Origin of the sequence: Leucobacter sp. Psy1, from assembly GCF_020096995.1 — a bacterium.
Classification (GTDB): Bacteria; Actinomycetota; Actinomycetes; order Actinomycetales; family Microbacteriaceae; genus Leucobacter.
The window spans coordinates 2,780,424-2,794,744 of sequence record NZ_CP083692.1 but is presented as its reverse complement, the minus strand read 5'-3'; the positions used below and the strand labels follow the sequence as shown (position 1 = coordinate 2,794,744).

Annotated in this window: 17 protein-coding genes; 8 read left to right on the top strand and 9 right to left on the bottom strand. The window is 67.0% G+C overall.

Features of this window, described 5'->3' with window-relative positions; translation table 11 throughout:
• Positions 1 to 15 precede the first annotated feature (15 nt).
• Complete coding sequence (locus K8P10_RS13200; RefSeq protein ID WP_224779362.1) at positions 16 to 393, top strand: TIGR02611 family protein; 378 nt, start codon at positions 16 to 18, stop codon at positions 391 to 393.
• Between the two features lie 111 nt (positions 394 to 504).
• Here K8P10_RS13200 and K8P10_RS13195 read toward each other — a convergent pair whose 3' ends face one another.
• The 3 genes from K8P10_RS13195 to upp form a co-directional block, all read right to left on the bottom strand.
• Positions 505 to 1,323 (bottom strand): DUF4870 domain-containing protein, encoded by an 819-nt coding sequence (locus tag K8P10_RS13195; protein ID WP_224779361.1) that lies wholly within the window; start codon positions 1,321 to 1,323, stop codon positions 505 to 507.
• An 85-nt stretch (positions 1,324 to 1,408) separates the two neighbouring features.
• A complete protein-coding gene (locus K8P10_RS13190; RefSeq protein ID WP_224779360.1) occupies positions 1,409 to 2,116 on the bottom strand; it encodes a winged helix-turn-helix domain-containing protein in 708 nt (235 codons plus the stop codon).
• Positions 2,117 to 2,466: 350 nt separating this feature from the next.
• Positions 2,467 to 3,099 (bottom strand): uracil phosphoribosyltransferase, encoded by a 633-nt coding sequence (upp, locus tag K8P10_RS13185; protein ID WP_224779359.1) that lies wholly within the window; start codon positions 3,097 to 3,099, stop codon positions 2,467 to 2,469.
• A 36-nt stretch (positions 3,100 to 3,135) separates the two neighbouring features.
• On the opposite strand from upp, the gene K8P10_RS13180 reads away from it, so the two are divergent.
• Positions 3,136 to 3,633: a nucleoside deaminase gene (locus K8P10_RS13180; RefSeq protein WP_370631883.1), complete on the top strand. Its 498-nt coding sequence runs from the start codon at positions 3,136 to 3,138 to the stop codon at positions 3,631 to 3,633.
• Here K8P10_RS13180 and K8P10_RS13175 read toward each other — a convergent pair.
• Positions 3,624 to 4,586, bottom strand: coding sequence for a cation diffusion facilitator family transporter (locus K8P10_RS13175; RefSeq protein WP_224779358.1), 963 nt, complete (start codon positions 4,584 to 4,586; stop codon positions 3,624 to 3,626). The two genes, K8P10_RS13180 and K8P10_RS13175, sit on opposite strands and share 10 nt — an antisense overlap.
• A 119-nt stretch (positions 4,587 to 4,705) precedes the next feature.
• Here K8P10_RS13175 and proC point away from each other — a divergent pair, with 119 nt between their 5' ends.
• Positions 4,706 to 5,554 (top strand): pyrroline-5-carboxylate reductase, encoded by an 849-nt coding sequence (proC, locus tag K8P10_RS13170; RefSeq protein ID WP_370631881.1) that lies wholly within the window; start codon positions 4,706 to 4,708, stop codon positions 5,552 to 5,554.
• A gap of 3 nt (positions 5,555 to 5,557) precedes the next feature.
• Here proC and K8P10_RS13165 read toward each other — a convergent pair whose 3' ends face one another.
• On the bottom strand, positions 5,558 to 6,214 hold the full coding sequence (locus K8P10_RS13165; protein ID WP_370632017.1) for a TrkA family potassium uptake protein: 657 nt from the start codon (positions 6,212 to 6,214) through the stop codon (positions 5,558 to 5,560).
• A gap of 1 nt (position 6,215) precedes the next feature.
• Positions 6,216 to 7,586 carry a TrkH family potassium uptake protein gene (locus K8P10_RS13160; RefSeq protein WP_370632016.1) on the bottom strand — a complete coding sequence of 457 codons (1,371 nt, stop codon included), beginning with the start codon at positions 7,584 to 7,586 and terminating at the stop codon, positions 6,216 to 6,218.
• A gap of 195 nt (positions 7,587 to 7,781) precedes the next feature.
• Between K8P10_RS13160 and K8P10_RS13155 the strand changes: the two genes are divergently transcribed.
• From K8P10_RS13155 to K8P10_RS13140, 4 genes are all read left to right on the top strand, one after another.
• Positions 7,782 to 8,243: a helix-turn-helix transcriptional regulator gene (locus K8P10_RS13155; protein ID WP_224779354.1), complete on the top strand. Its 462-nt coding sequence runs from the start codon at positions 7,782 to 7,784 to the stop codon at positions 8,241 to 8,243.
• A gap of 85 nt (positions 8,244 to 8,328) precedes the next feature.
• Positions 8,329 to 8,427, top strand: coding sequence for a 30S ribosomal protein bS22 (locus K8P10_RS13150; RefSeq protein WP_109274628.1), 99 nt, complete (start codon positions 8,329 to 8,331; stop codon positions 8,425 to 8,427).
• A 78-nt stretch (positions 8,428 to 8,505) separates the two neighbouring features.
• Positions 8,506 to 8,811, top strand: a complete 306-nt coding sequence (locus K8P10_RS13145; RefSeq protein ID WP_224779353.1) for a glutaredoxin family protein — start codon at positions 8,506 to 8,508, stop codon at positions 8,809 to 8,811.
• Positions 8,808 to 9,110: a Dabb family protein gene (locus tag K8P10_RS13140; protein ID WP_224779352.1), complete on the top strand. Its 303-nt coding sequence runs from the start codon at positions 8,808 to 8,810 to the stop codon at positions 9,108 to 9,110. Before K8P10_RS13145 ends, K8P10_RS13140 begins: the two co-directional genes overlap by 4 nt.
• A gap of 7 nt (positions 9,111 to 9,117) precedes the next feature.
• Here the strand turns inward: K8P10_RS13140 and K8P10_RS13135 are convergent, their stop codons facing one another.
• Positions 9,118 to 9,747: a helix-turn-helix domain-containing protein gene (locus K8P10_RS13135; protein ID WP_224779351.1), complete on the bottom strand. Its 630-nt coding sequence runs from the start codon at positions 9,745 to 9,747 to the stop codon at positions 9,118 to 9,120.
• A gap of 77 nt (positions 9,748 to 9,824) precedes the next feature.
• On the opposite strand from K8P10_RS13135, the gene K8P10_RS13130 reads away from it, so the two are divergent.
• Positions 9,825 to 11,543, top strand: coding sequence for an FAD-dependent oxidoreductase (locus tag K8P10_RS13130; protein ID WP_224779350.1), 1,719 nt, complete (start codon positions 9,825 to 9,827; stop codon positions 11,541 to 11,543).
• A 52-nt stretch (positions 11,544 to 11,595) separates the two neighbouring features.
• Here the strand turns inward: K8P10_RS13130 and K8P10_RS13125 are convergent, their stop codons facing one another.
• A complete protein-coding gene (locus K8P10_RS13125; protein ID WP_224779349.1) occupies positions 11,596 to 13,527 on the bottom strand; it encodes a choice-of-anchor G family protein in 1,932 nt (643 codons plus the stop codon).
• Positions 13,524 to 14,321 (bottom strand): hypothetical protein, encoded by a 798-nt coding sequence (locus tag K8P10_RS13120; protein ID WP_224779348.1) that lies wholly within the window; start codon positions 14,319 to 14,321, stop codon positions 13,524 to 13,526. Before K8P10_RS13120 ends, K8P10_RS13125 begins: the two co-directional genes overlap by 4 nt.

The following is a 14,321-nucleotide window of genomic DNA, read 5'->3' as shown; positions in this document are numbered from 1 at the left end:
CAGTACGCTTGCGATATGAGCGACGGGGGAGACGACTGGGAGCGGGCTCACCGCATCGGTCGCCCGATCGGGCGGTTCATGGAGCGCTGGCGGGCGATCATCCGGAAGCGGCCGTGGCTCAACATCGTCTACAAGACCCTGATCACGATCATCGGTGCCGCCGTGGTGATCATCGGGGTCATTCTGATCCCGCTTCCAGGACCGGGGTGGCTCATTGTCTTCATCGGTATGACGATCCTCGGGTCCGAGTACCACTGGGCCCGGCGGTTCACGAGCTGGTTGCGCATGATGCTCGCGAAGTTCTGGGTGTGGTGGCGGGCCTGGCGCCGGCGCAGGCAGACACGCAAGCGCGCCAAGCAGCGGGCGAAGCGGATCGCACGCGAAGGGCTCTGACCCTCAGCACGACCATCGCGCGACGACCTCCGCGACGACCTCTCGGAACGACGAAGGGCGCGTCCGTCCCCCTGAATGGGGGACGGACGCGCCCTTCGTGTCTCTGATCCGCTACTTGACGAGCGGGATGTTGAAGATGAACGGGTCGGGGTCGCCGCTCCGATATGCCTCGCTCGCCTTCGCAGCCGCGATGATGTGGCAGACAAACAGGAACAGGGAGAAGAGCCAGCCCACGATGGCCACGAGCACACCCAGGTACGGGATCAGTGCGAGGATCCAGGTGGCGACACCGACGCCGACGCGCAGCAGCGAGAAGTTCAGGTTCGAGATCTGCAGCGCGGTGAGGCGCGGATTCCGCTTGTCCCGGTCAACGATGTAGAAGATCAGCGCCGGGATCCAGGTGAAGAATACCGAGAGCCAGTAATTGAGCACCACATTGCTCTGCGCCGGATCGGTGCCGTACGGCTGCTGGTACTGGCCCGGTTGCCCGGGAGGAGCGTACCCGCCGTTCGGCGGGGCGTACCCATTCTGCGGCTGCTCGTACCCGTTCTGCGGCTGCCCGTAGCCGGGCTGACCGTAGCCGGGCTGCTCATACCCCTGCTGCGGATGTCCGGGTGCGGCATATCCGCCGGGCTGAGCGTACCCGTTCGGGTACGGCTGCCCCGGCTGAGGGGAGCCCTCAGGTGGCGGGGTCTGCGCGCCAGGAGGCGGCGGCTGATACGCGCCGGGAGGCGGCGGGCTGTATGCGGGCGGCTCTGAGCCTCCCGGCCCCGCGGCACCGAAATCAGTCGCGTTCGGCGCAGCAGGGTCGGTGGGGCCAGTTGCTCCGTGTTCCGTGCCTGCCGGCGTTGTCTCGGCGTCGGGCTCGACGCCCGGTCGCGGCTCCTCCGGATCGGTGTTCTGGGATCCCTCAGGGGGCAGTGTCGACATGATGCCTCCTCCAATCAACTGGAAGCCACGTTACCGCAGGACCCCTGGTCGCGGCTCGGCAGCGGTCTGCGGACGTGGTCGGCGCTCAGAAGATGTCGGGGCTCGGCGAGCTGGAGTGCAGGATAGCGACGTCCGCGTGGCGGTCGAAGCGGTACCCGACGCCCCGGACGGTGCGCACGATGTCCTGGTAGTGCGCCAGCTTCACGCGGAGGCGTCGCACATGGACGTCGATGGTGCGCTCGCTGGGCACCTCCTCCTCGGGAGCATCGGACCAGAGCGTCTCGATGATCTCCTCGCGGCTGACGGTGCGCCCCTCGCGGAGCACGAAGTACTGGAGCAGTTCGAACTCGCGGAAGGTGAGCGCTGCCGAAACGTTGTCGAGCAGCACGCGCTTCCGGGTCAGGTCGATGACGACGCCGCTGGCCGCGCGATCCTGCTCGGAGACGGTCTCCTGCTTCTGGCGGGCGTGCGCTGCCGGCTCGCCCAGGGCGAGTCGAACGACGTCGATGTCTCGTCCGCCCGCGCCTTCGGGGGCGAGGGCGACGGCGGCATAGGTGTCGGCAGCCGGTGCGATCTGGGCGACGAGACCCTTGATCTGCGCAACGATCTCGCCGAGCTGCGGGTGGTTCGGATCGATCTGGTCCTCGGAGAGGCCGACGTAAAGCGCGAAGCCGCGGACCTCGGTGCCCTCGGGCACTCGCCGCACCGGGGCGGTCTGCTCGGGGAGCTTCGCCGTCAGGTCGGGGCGGGCCTCGGAGAGGGTGGTCTTCTGGGCAGTGGTGATGGTGGTCATGATGATGCGTGTCCTTGAATGCGGGGCTCGCGGGTCGGTACCCGAGCGAGCGATGCGGGTGTGCGGCGGTGCCGCGGAGAATGTGCCGGCTCTCATCGGAGTGAGCGAGCGGGCGGGAGGTCCCTCAGGCGAGGGTGGGCGCACAGGGCGCGGCGTACCAGATTCTCGTCAGGCGCACATTCGACAGCGCATGACACCACGACGGCACATCATGCCGTGATTCCCAAAGTTCACCTCGAGGGCGGACTGGGGTCGCGTGGTGTCAGTCATAAGCATGAGTTAATAGTAAAAGTTGCGGAGTGTCAAGTCTCCCGCCCGAGTCGCTCAGGCGGGAGACGCAGGGGTGCGGCTCAAGCGGTGCCGTAGAGGCGATCACCCGCATCGCCGAGCCCCGGCACGATGTACGCGTTCTCGTCGAGTCCCTCATCGAGTGCACCGAGCACGAGCGTGACATCGCGATCCCCAGCCGCCTCGCGGATGACCTCGACGCCCTCTGGGGTGCCGAGCACGCAGATCGCAGTGACATCGTCGGCTCCACGGTCGAACAGGAACTTGATCGCCGCGGCGAGGGAGCCACCGGTCGCGAGCATGGGGTCGAGTACGAAGCACTGACGTCCGGCGAGCGAGTCGGGCAGTCGCTCGGCGTAGGTGGTCGGTTGCAGGGTCTCCTCATCGCGGACCATGCCCAGGAACCCGACCTCGGCGGTGGGAACGAGCTTCACCATGCCCTCGAGCATGCCGAGCCCGGCGCGCAGAATCGGAACGATGAGGGGCAGCGGCTCGGAGAGCCTGACACCGGTCGTCGGTGCGACGGGGGTTTCGATCTGGTGCGGCTCCACTCGAACCTCGCGCGTGGCCTCGTAGGCCAGCAGCGTCATGAGCTCTTCGATGAGCAAGCGGAACGTGGGCTGCGGGGTCGCGGCGTTGCGCAGAACCGTAAGCTTGTGGGTGATCAGTGGGTGGTCGGCAACGAAGACTCGCATACCCACGATTCTAGTTCGGCTGAGAGGGGCCCGCGCATGATCGGCCACACAGGTGCCTCGCCGAGCGCGAGCGACCGGGCCGCGATGGATGCGGCGCTCGCACAGGCGGAGCAAGCGGCGTCCGATGGCGAGATCCCGGTCGGTGCGGCCGTGGTGGCCCCGACGGGTGAGATTCTCGCGGCGGCGCGGAACGTGCGCGAGAACGATCCGGATCCTTCCGGTCACGCCGAGATCCTCGCGATCCGGGCGGCCGCACACCAGCGGGGAGACCGTATTCTCGACGACTGCACGCTGGTCGTCACTCTCGAGCCGTGCGTGATGTGCGCGGGAGTGATCCTGGCCGCGCGTATTCCCCGGGTGGTGTTCGGCGCATGGGATGAGAAGGCGGGCGCCGTCGGCAGCGTGTACGACCTGCTGCGCGACGGTCGCCTCCCGCATCCTGTGCCCGAGGTGGTCGCGGGCGTCCGTGCTGAGGAGTGCGCCGCGCTGCTGCGCGACTTCTTCGCGGCGCGGCGGCACGCACCTCAGTCGTAGGAGAGCGTGACGATCGAGCTCGTCGTCGGCTGCTTGGCGTCGGGGTCGAAGTAGATATCCGGCTCGAGGTAGATGTACTTCGCAGAGGGAACCGCGTCTCGGATGCGCCGCTCGGCGAGGTTCACGATGACGGACACCTCGTGCATGGTGCACTGCGGAGCCAGGCTGATCTTCGCGCCGACCATGAACTCGTCTGGGCCGACGTAGAGCGTCTTCATGTGGATGATGCGATCGATGTCGCGGCCCTCGAGGATCGCCGCCTCGACCCTCGCGACATCCTCGTCGCTCGCACCCTCGCCGACCAGCAGGCTCTTCACCTCGACGCCGACGACGCAGGCGATGCCGATGAGCAGGACACCGATGGCGACGGTGGCGATGCCATCGTAGAGGCCGTTTCCGGTGAGCACCGTGAGTCCGACTCCGCAGAATGCGAAGACAAGGCCGACGAGCGCCCCGAGGTCTTCGAGGAGGACGACGGGCAGCTCCGGAGCCTTCGAGCGGCGGATGAACTGGAACCAGGTCGCGTCGCCCTTGTGCGGACGGCTCTCGCGGACGGCGGTACGCAGCGATAGCGACTCGAGCACGATCGCGATGACGAGCACGCCGAGCGGCAGCCACCACACCTCGAGGGGGTGCGGTTCGCGAATCTTCGCGATCCCCTCGTACACCGAGAACACGCCGCCGATGGTGAAGAGCACGATCGCGACAACGAACGCGTAGACGTAGCGCACGCGGCCGTGGCCGAACGGGTGCTCTCGATCGGGGGCTTGCTGCGCACGTTTGCCGCCGATGAGCAGCAGTACCTGGTTTCCCGAGTCCGCGAGCGAGTGCACGCCCTCCGCGAGCATCGCGGCCGAGCCAGAGAATGCCCAGGCGATGAACTTGGTGATCGCGATACCGATGTTGGCCAGGAGCGCGGCGACGACGGCCTTGCTCCCTCCGCTCGCACTCATGCCGAGATCCTCCATGAAATCGTCAGCCTGCCCTGCCGGCCGGTGTGTGATGGTTCCATCCTAAGTCGGGAGACGGCGCCGCAGCGGTAAGGAAACCTCCAAACCTTAGGATGGACGCTATGGCATCGAACACAGCATCACCCCGGATCGCGATGGTCGGCGTCGGCTCGATGAGCGGCGCGATCCTCTCAGGGCTCCTCGCCAGTGAGGGATCGAGCGATGGACCGATCGCCGTGACCACCCGGTCGCAGGAGAGCGCCGACAAGTACCGCGGTGATGATCGCGTTGTCGCTTACGCGCAGGAGACCGACGAGGAAGCGAATCGTCGCGCCGTCGCGGACGCTGACGTCGTCGTGCTCGGGGTGAAGCCCTGGATGGTGCACGATGTGCTCCGCGACATCGCAGACGCGCTCGTTCCTGGCACCGTCGTCGTGAGTGTCGCCGCGGGAGTGCTCACGGAGGGCATGCAGGAGCTCGTGCCCGAGGGCGTCGTCGTCAGCCGGGCGATGCCGAACACCCCCTCCCACCTCGGACGCGGCGTGACCGGCGTCTACGGCGGTCCCTCGGCGAGCGAGACCGACATCGAACGGGTGCGAGGCATCTTCGAGACGGTCGGCGACGTCATCGTGGTCGAGCGCGAGTCGCAGATCGACGATGTCGCAGCGGTCTCCGGGTCCGGTCCCGCCTACGTGTACCTCTTCGCAGAGGCGCTGACCGGTGCCGCGGAGCGCCTGGGATTCAGCGCGGACGAGGCTCGTCGTCTCGTGCAGGGCACCATCTCGGGCGCGGCGGAGCTCATGGTGCAGAGCGACCTCGAGCCCTCCGAGCTGCGTCGCAGGGTGACGAGCCCGAAGGGCACAACGGAGCAGGCCGTCCTCGTGCTCGAGCAGGCGGACTGGAACGACCTGTTCGATCGGGCGCTCGCCGCGAACGTGCGCCGCTCGCAGGAGATCGCCGCGGGGGAGTAGTGCTCAGCCGATCGTCGCGAATCGCTCCACATTCTCCGCGGTCCCCGAGACAATGATGGTGTCGTGCGGCGACACGACGGTGTCCTGGGTGGCGTGCGTGAACGGCTCCCCTGGAGACTTCACCCCGACGACGGTCACGTGGTACCGGGTGCGCACGCCGCTCTCGGAGAGCTTCATGCCACGCACGGACCGCGGTGGGTGCATCTTCGCGATCACGTAGTTGTTGTCGAACTGGATGAAGTCGAGCATCGCTCCGGAGAGCAGATGGGCGACGCGCTCCCCGGCCTCGCGCTCGGGATAGATGACGTGGTGCACGCCGATCCGCTCCAGGATCTTGCCGTGCGAGCTGGAGATCGCCTTCGCCCAGATCTGGGGGATGCCGAGATCGACGAGGTTCGCCGCGATGAGCACGCTCGACTCGATCGACGCGCCGGTGGCGACCACGGCGACCTGGAACTGTCCGGCGCCGATCTGCTCGAGCGCTTCCATGGAGCGCGCGTCGGCCTGCACGGCGTGCGTGACTCGGTCGGCCCACTTCTGCACGAGCATCTGATCGATCTCGATGACGAGCACCTCGCGATCCTGCCGGTCGAGCTGTCCGGCGGTCGCGGCGCCGAAACGGCCGAGTCCGATGACGAGCACGGGGGCATCGCTGCGAATATTAACCAACGATCGGCCTTTCTTCGGGGAGGCGGAACATGCGGGAGCGACTGCTTGAAGCAACCGCTGCCGCCAGGGTAACGGTACCGACGCGTCCCGCCCACATGGTGGCAGCGAGCACGTACTTGCCCGCGTCGGGGAGTTCTGCGGACAGACCGGTCGTGAGTCCGCAGGTGCCGAAGGCAGAGATCACCTCGAACAGGACGACGTCGAGGGATTCGCCGGTGATCTGGAGCAGTGTCACGCTGGCGGTCACCACGATGCTGATGCCCCAGATGAGGATCGAGACGGACACGCGCAGCACGTCGATCGGGATGCGCCGGCCGAACGCCTGCATGTCCTGGAAGCCGCGAGCCTCGGCGTACGCCGCGAGGAAGAGGACGGCGAGCGTCGTGACCTTGATGCCGCCGGCCGTGGACGCGGAACCGCCGCCGATGAACATGAGTACGTCCATCACGAGAAGGGTGGATCCCTGGAGCTCGCTCGTATCGAGAATTCCGAGTCCGCCGGAGCGCGTCATGACCGAGGTGTATCCGGCGTTCATGAGGCTCTGCCCCGGCCCCTGCGTGCCGAGCGTGTGATGGTTGTTCCACTCGAGACCCGCGATGGCGATCCACCCGACGATGACGAGGATCAGGGTGGTGGCGAGCGTGAGCTTCGCGTGCAGGCCGAGCCGCTTGTGAGTGTGCCAGCCGCGCCCGACCACGAATTTGTAGAGGGCGAAGATCACCGGGAACCCGATGGCGCCGAGAAACACGCCTCCGGCGAGGATCGTGAGCGTGTAGGGGTCGTTGATGAACGGTTCGAGTCCGGTCTCCAGCGGCACGAATCCGGTGTTCGTGAATGCTGACGCGGCGAGATAGAACCCGTCGGTGAGGGACTGCCAGAACCCGTATCCCTCGGCCATCAGCCGAGGCGTGAGGAGCGCGGTGAGTCCGACCTCGATGACGATGAGGCTGAGGGCGACGGCGCGGAGCAGGCTGGCGACCTCGCCGAGACCGACCGCCTGGCTCTCACTGGCCTCGCGTCCGGTGCGGAGAGGGTTCGAATCGGTGGCGGCGAGCAGTCGCTGGCGCAGACCCAGGCGTCGCGTGACCGTGAGGCCGAGCAGGCTGGCGAGGGTGAGCACACCGATGCCGCCGATCTGGAAACCCGCGAGAATCACGAGGTCGCCGAACTGAGACCAGTGCGTGCCCATGTCGACGGTGGAAAGGCCGGTGACGCAGATGGCCGAGACCGCCGTGAAGAGCGCGTCCGAAAGCGGTGTCGCGGATCCTGATCGCGAAGACACCGGCAACGCGAGCAGAGCGGTCCACACGAGGATCAGTGCCGTGAAGATCAGCAGCGCAGTGCGTGCGGGGGAGGATTGGATCGTGTCACGAAACCATCCGCGATGAGGGGCCGAGAACCCGGTCCTGCGCGCGGCGCGAACAGCCCTCACCTCTCCACCTTCCGAGTCGCCCCGAGCATTCGCATCGAGGCATGTGCGGCGTCTCTCGCCGACGATCGCGACCATACTACGCCTCAGGACTAGGGCGATCGCGCGAACATCGCTACCCTGGCATACATGCCTGATATTTTTGGGGTCATCGCCGATGCGAACCGACGAGACATCCTCCAGGTGCTGTTGCAGCGGCACGAGAACGGTGCCGAGGCCAGCGTCTCGGAGATCGTGACGGAACTGGAGATCAGTCAGCCGACGGTATCGAAGCACCTGAAGGTCTTGCGCGACGCCGAACTCGTGACCGTGCGCGAAGAGGGACAGCACCGGTACTACTCGCTCGACCCGGAGCCGCTCGAGATGATCGAGGACTTCGTGATCCCGTTCCTCTCCGTCGGTTTCGAGACGGAAGTGACGGTCGAGTACCGGGATGCGGACGGAAATCCGCTGCCGGATCCGGATGCGACGGGCGATGAGGAGGTGCTTCCGGAAGAGGCCGCTGCGGCCGCCGGTCGCCTGGGACGCGCCGCTGCGATCGCGGAGCATCGGGTCAAAGAACTCGTCGCAAGGTTCCGCCTTCGCGGGTAGCGTTTCGCTTTGCACACAGACCCGCGGTAATATAGAGGATCTGTGGGTCACGACGCGTGTACTCCGAAGACTTTGTGAGGTGAGTGTGGGTTCAGTAATCAAGAAGCGCCGCAAGCGGATGTCCAAGAAGAAGCACCGGAAGCTGCTGCGTCGGACGCGTCACCAGCGTCGCAACAAGAAGTAATCGCTGCATTCCAGTGATAGGAACGCCGATCTCTCGAGGTCGGCGTTTCGTCGTTCCTGGCGCAGTTAGACTGGTCCGGTGACCGTGCATGTGACCCTGATCGGCAAGCCCGACTGTCATCTCTGCGACGACGCGCTCGCCGCGATCTCCCGGGTAGTGGCGGACCTCGGGCGCCCTGAGCGCCCGGGTGGTCCGGTCGATGTGGACGTGCGTGAACTGAGCATTCTCGACGATGCCGCGCTCGCGCGCCGCTATTCCGAGAAGATTCCGGTCGTGCGCATTGGGGAGAAGCAGCACGCCATCTGGAGGGTGGACGAGGCCAAGCTCGCCGCCGCAATCGAGAAGGCCGCCGCGCGCCGGGGCCTGTTGAGGAGAGTATTGTGACCCTGCGCCACATCGTGAGCTGGAAGATGAGCGGAGCGGACCGCGAGACCCGTGACGCGCAGGCAGCGGAGATCATCGCTGCGCTCGCACCGCTCTCCGGCACCGTACCGAGCGTGCGCGCGTTGAGTCTGCACCGCAATGAGCTCTTCGACGGGGACAACTTCGACGTCACGCTCATCGCCGATTTCGACGACGCCGACGGTCTCGCGGCGTATGCCAGCCACCCCGATCACGTTGCGGCGGGCGCCGTCGTAAAGGCGAACGCCAGCGGCAGGGTCGCCACCGACTTCACGCTGTAGCGCCGGGTTAGAGCGCGGGATCGATCACGTCGTCGATGTCGCGACGGAAGTCGTCCGGGTCGACTGCCGGAATCGCTCTGAAGTCGCTCTGGAGGGAATGCAGGTGCATCCGCTCCCCGACGGTGTTGAACAGGCTGATCACCTCGGCTGAACCGGAGCCGGCCGTGCGAATGCGGTGGGGGCGCCGGGTATCGAACTCGCCGGCCTCTCCGGGGGAGAAGAGATGCTCCTCACCGTCGAGGGTGAGGCGAACGGTGCCTGAGAGAACGTAGAACCACTCGTGTCCCTCGTGGGTGCGTGGAGAGATCTCGGGCGCGTCGGGAAAGTACGTGATCTTGTAGGCCCGCACGTCGGATTCCTCGCGGGTGAGCGGCGCGACCGTCATGCCGTATTGCTGCACCGCGTCTCGTCGTACCCTCGGGTCGCGATCTCGAGGCTCGAGCAGGGTATCGATCGTGATCCCGAGTTGGCGGGTCAGTGGAAGGAGGAGTTCGAGGCTCGCCTGCCGCTTCCCTGATTCGAGACGTGAGAGCGTGCTCGGGGACATCCCGGCCAGGCTCGCGAGGTCATCGAGGGTCCATCCGCGGTCCTGGCGGGCGGCTCGCAGTCTCGGGCCGACTTGCTGCAGTTCGTCCATGGATCGATTGCACCACTGTTTTGCCGATTCTGCAAGCTGACTTGCTTGGAGCGCATGCTGGGGCGGAGGCTATATCCATGACACACACTGCAGACACTGTTTGGGACGCCATTGTGATCGGCGGGGGCGCCGCCGGGCTGAGTGCCGCGCAGGCGCTCGGCCGCTCGTTGCGCCGGACACTCGTCGTCGACGGGGGACGCCCCCGTAACCGTTTCGCCTCCCACATGCACAACGCCGTCGGACTCGATGGGACGCCGCCGCTCGAGCTCGTCGCCCGGGGTCGCGCTGAAGCCGAACGGTACGGCGTCGAGTTCAGTGCCGGGGATGTTGTCGCGGTGCGCGACGCACCGGGCAGCACCGCCGACGCGCCGCGACTGCTCGTCGAGGTCCGCGAGTCGACCGAGGCGGGACGCGGGCAGCGCACCGCGACCCATCAGGCGCGCGCGGTCGTCGTGGCCACCGGCATCACGGATGAACTCCCCACCGTTCCCGGACTCGCCGAGCGTTGGGGGCGCACGGTGCTCCACTGCCCCTACTGCCACGGCTGGGAGGTTCGCGGCCGCCGCATCGCCGTGCTCGCGACCTCGCCGCTCTCCCTGCACCACGCGAAACTGCTCCGGCAGTGGACCGATGACCTGCTCGTGCTCTCCGCGGATCTCGGGCCCCTCGATGACGCAACCGCTGCCGCGCTCGCGGCCCGCGACGTGCGGCTCGACCCGAGCCGGGTCGTCGAGGTGGGGCGGGCTACGGAGCCTTCGAAGGGTGCTGACGTGATCGACGATCCGATGGTGGTGAGAACCGAGAGCGGTCGCGAGCACATCGTCGATGCCGTCTTTACGATGGGAGCCGCGCTGCCGCACGACGCCTTCCTCGCAGGGTTCGAGCTCGCTCGGGCCGAGACCCCGGTCGGCAGCTTCATCGCGGTCGATGCGATGGGCGCCACGAGCCACCCCCGCATCTGGGCGGCGGGCAACGTGACGAATCCCATGGCTTCGGTGCCGATCGTCGCAGGGGCCGGGACCATGGCGGGCGCCGCGGTCAATGCGATCCTGGTCGAGGAGGACTTCGTACTGGCGGTTGCAGGAGGCGGCGCCGTTCCCGACGGCCACCCTCACGCGCATGCGCCCTCCGCGTCTGCTCGAGAGCCCCGCGAGGGCGAGTCTCCTGCGGCGTTCTGGGAGCGGCGCTACTCGGATGCGGACTCGATCTGGTCGGGGCGGGTGAACGCGTCGCTGGCGCAGGTCGTCGCGGAGTTCACGCCGGGCCGCTCGCTGGACCTGGGGTGCGGTGAGGGTGGCGACGTCATCTGGCTCGCCGAGAACGGGTGGGAGGCGACTGGGATCGACCTGTCGCCGACCGCCGTCGCGCGGGCCCGTGCGGTCGCGGAACATCGAGTTCCTGGCCGTGCGACGTTCATCGCCGCGGACCTGGGGGAGTGGGCTGCGGATCCTGCCACCGTGGACGGCGGCGAGGCGCCGTTCGATCTCGTGACGGCGAGCTTCCTGCAGTCGCCCGTCGAATTTCCGAGGGACGAGGTGCTGCGGGCGGCGGCGTCGCGCGTCACTGTCGGAGGTCACCTGGTGCTCATCGCGCATGCCGCGGCGCCGGCCTGGGCGGAAGGGCGTCACGGGCCGGGTGACTTCCCCAGCCCCGAGGATGAACTCGCCGTGCTCGACCTCGACGACGATCGGTGGCGGATCATGGTTGCCGAGGTGCGCACACGCGAGGCGAGCGGCCCCGACGGTCAGGCGTCGACGCTCGACGACAGTGTGGTGGTGGTGCAGCGGGTGGGGTGAACGTTCTGTCCGGTCCGCGCCGACCTACGGCGACATCGGCTTGTCGACGTCTCTACCCTCCATAACCCGCGCACTCACCCGAAGCGAACCCGATTATCGAGCACCCTCGTCCCACGGATGCGCGCCCGAGATATAGACGCACACTGTCCTTGCCTGCAGCTCCGAGAAGTTCGATTCTGAGCGCGGCAACGTCGTACCGGCCCTCGTCGAGCTCCTGCCAGTCGGGAGGCGGTTCTCCTCCGGAAACGGGGCGGTTCTGGGCGTTCACGGTCAGACTGACCAATCCGCTCAGAAAGAGTCTGTTGTAGACCGCCGAGCCCACGGACAGGACATCCGCGATGAGACTCGTGACCGTGCTCGGGAGACTGCGTAGCGGCCCGAGGACTCCCTCTACCGCGTCGCCCACGATCTTCCCCAGACCAGAGACGAGTCCGCCGACGAGCGTGTTCACGAGCGCTTGGACCACTGGCCTGAGAAGCACACCCAGAACCCCCAGGTTGAGATCAGTGGTTACTGTCGCGACGGAGCCACCAGACAGCAGAGCACCGAGCGAGTCACCGACTTTCGCGGTGATGGTGCCGATGTCCAACTTGATGCACCCGAGTGTGCAGACCTCGACTTTGAGCGCGATCGTCACCGTGGCACTGACCGTCACAGCGTTGATCGTCTCAGCGAGGGCTCCGGTCACTCGAGTCGTCCAAGCGTCGAGTGCATCGCCCAATGCGTCGGTCAGGGCGTCAACGACCACCTGGTTGCCCAGGAGATCAGTGTTCGGAGGAAGGCTGTTCAACCCCTCCCCGTACTCCCCCGGAAATGCACTCGCGAGAACTGCTGCCGTGTCGAATGTGATCGTTCCCGCAGTCGGATCCACGGTGAGGAGGCGATCCTCATCGTGGAAGGGTTGCGTGATGAGGGACCGGATCGCCTGTGTGTTGACAGAGGCGTTCAGGGCGACCGACACGTTACCCAGGCTCAGGATCGGATTCGAGATCAGTCCGTTGAGCAGACTCGTGACCCCGGAGAGTACGCCGTTGAGTACCCCTTGGTTCGACGATAAGCCGTTGACCGTGGTTTCGATGTTGCCCACTGCCGAGCCGGTTCCCGCGAGAAGGTCGCCGAGAAGGTCGCTGCGGATTGTGGTCGTGAGAGAAGAAGCCAAGTACTCTCGGTCAAGTCCTTGGATGATGTCCGATGCCGCCGCACGTGTGTGCATGGTTTCGGTCTGTGAGGTCGGGTCAGCGTTCCAGGCGGCCTCGCACGCATCAAACGAGGCGCGACCAGCAACCGCTCCGACGGTGAGATCGACATCGGCGACATCTCCGACTATGGCCTGAAGATCTTCGCCCCCCACGCTGAGCAGATTCGAAAGGCTTACGGTTCCGAGCTCAGGATAGCCTCCGGAGGACCCGTCGAGATTGATGCCGCCGTTGTTCGTCACGTAACCGCTCGCACCTGCCGCCTCTCCGGAGTTTTGCGCCTGTCCGAATTGGTTCGCCGCGCCTGTCGAAGTGTCGAGTCCGAGCTGCAACACGCTCGTGAGAGGGACGTCCAGTGCCTGGATCGCCTCGACGTCGAGCGGATCGGCGTATGAGTCCGGGAACGCGGGGTCATCGAGTTTCCGCCCGAAGTCAGCGTGAGAGGACTCCCCGTTGTTGGTCGCCTCAACGCCATGCACCGAGGCGACGTTGTCGAGGTCGATCCCGAGCAGTGACCCGCTCAACGCGCGACCCTCGCCTCGGGTGGCGAATGCGCCCTCCGGGTCCTCGCAGCTGACCGAGCCGATGGTCGATCCGTTCACCCACTCCGCGTCGTTCCATGTGGCTTCCGAGGTGACGCTGGTCTGGGCGAGCAGCGCAACGGAGACGAGCATGGCCGCGGCAGCGCCGGCGATACCGCGGCGGTATAGGCGCGTGCGAGGGACGACGCTCCAGCGGTGCCGATCCGCTGCGGTGAGGCGTGAGGTGCGATGCCTGCCGAAGTTCATGAGCGCCGCCCCTCGGAGGCGACGGTGCTGTTGCGACGGAGGAGCGCGTACGCGCCGACGCCGATGAGGCCGGCCGCGAGCAGGAGGAGCGCGAGCAGGTCATCGCCGGTCATGGCGAGGGGGCCGCGCGATGGCGGATCCGGATCTGGACCCCCGGGAGGCGTGCCCGGTGGCGGGGGCTGCTGCGATTCGGCATCGCCGGCGGCGTGGAGACCGAGCCCGACGACCGCCTGCGCGCCTGCGGCCACTTCGGCGGAGCGGGGGAGGGCGAGCGTCACGAGGAGATACCGCGGGTGGCCCTGCTCGAGGTCGGCGAGCGAGTACACGGTGCCGTCGTCCATCGTCGAGATCTGTTCGAGCGGCGTCGACTGGAGCTCGGTGCGGGTGCTGCCCTCGCAGCGAGGAGAGTCGCCCTGCCCGGTTGCGAACGGCCGATCGCAGGAGACGACCGCTGCCGTGAGTCCCGCGGGGGCGACGAGGGTCCCGCCCGATCGCAGTTCGAGGGCGAGCGTGCCGCGGTCGGCATCCGTGAGTGACGCCTCGACGAGCCACTGCATGGACTCCCCGGGCGCGATGGTCGACCACAGTGGCTTCGTCGAATCGGCGCGGAGCTGCAGCATGCCGGGAGCACCGGTCTCGGTGATCTCCTCGTAGAGCGCGGATGCGCGGGTCACCGAGAGAGCGGCTCCGACAAGGAGCGCAACGATACTCAGGAGCGCGACCAGCACCTGCACGCGGGTACGCCGCGACCGCCCCGGAAGGCGAGGCGCGTAGGTCGTGCGCGGCAGGGTCAT

Coding starts and splice junctions, on each gene's coding strand:
- K8P10_RS13200 (WP_224779362.1), top strand. CDS start 16: ATGAGCGACGGGGGAGACGACTGGGAGCGGGCTCACCGCATCGGTCGC.
- K8P10_RS13195 (WP_224779361.1), bottom strand. CDS start 1,323: ATGTCGACACTGCCCCCTGAGGGATCCCAGAACACCGATCCGGAGGAG.
- K8P10_RS13190 (WP_224779360.1), bottom strand. CDS start 2,116: ATGACCACCATCACCACTGCCCAGAAGACCACCCTCTCCGAGGCCCGC.
- upp (WP_224779359.1), bottom strand. CDS start 3,099: ATGCGAGTCTTCGTTGCCGACCACCCACTGATCACCCACAAGCTTACG.
- K8P10_RS13180 (WP_370631883.1), top strand. CDS start 3,136: ATGATCGGCCACACAGGTGCCTCGCCGAGCGCGAGCGACCGGGCCGCG.
- K8P10_RS13175 (WP_224779358.1), bottom strand. CDS start 4,586: ATGAGTGCGAGCGGAGGGAGCAAGGCCGTCGTCGCCGCGCTCCTGGCC.
- proC (WP_370631881.1), top strand. CDS start 4,706: ATGGCATCGAACACAGCATCACCCCGGATCGCGATGGTCGGCGTCGGC.
- K8P10_RS13155 (WP_224779354.1), top strand. CDS start 7,782: ATGCCTGATATTTTTGGGGTCATCGCCGATGCGAACCGACGAGACATC.
- K8P10_RS13135 (WP_224779351.1), bottom strand. CDS start 9,747: ATGGACGAACTGCAGCAAGTCGGCCCGAGACTGCGAGCCGCCCGCCAG.
- K8P10_RS13130 (WP_224779350.1), top strand. CDS start 9,825: ATGACACACACTGCAGACACTGTTTGGGACGCCATTGTGATCGGCGGG.
- K8P10_RS13125 (WP_224779349.1), bottom strand. CDS start 13,527: ATGAACTTCGGCAGGCATCGCACCTCACGCCTCACCGCAGCGGATCGG.
- K8P10_RS13120 (WP_224779348.1), bottom strand. CDS start 14,321: ATGACCCTGCCGCGCACGACCTACGCGCCTCGCCTTCCGGGGCGGTCG.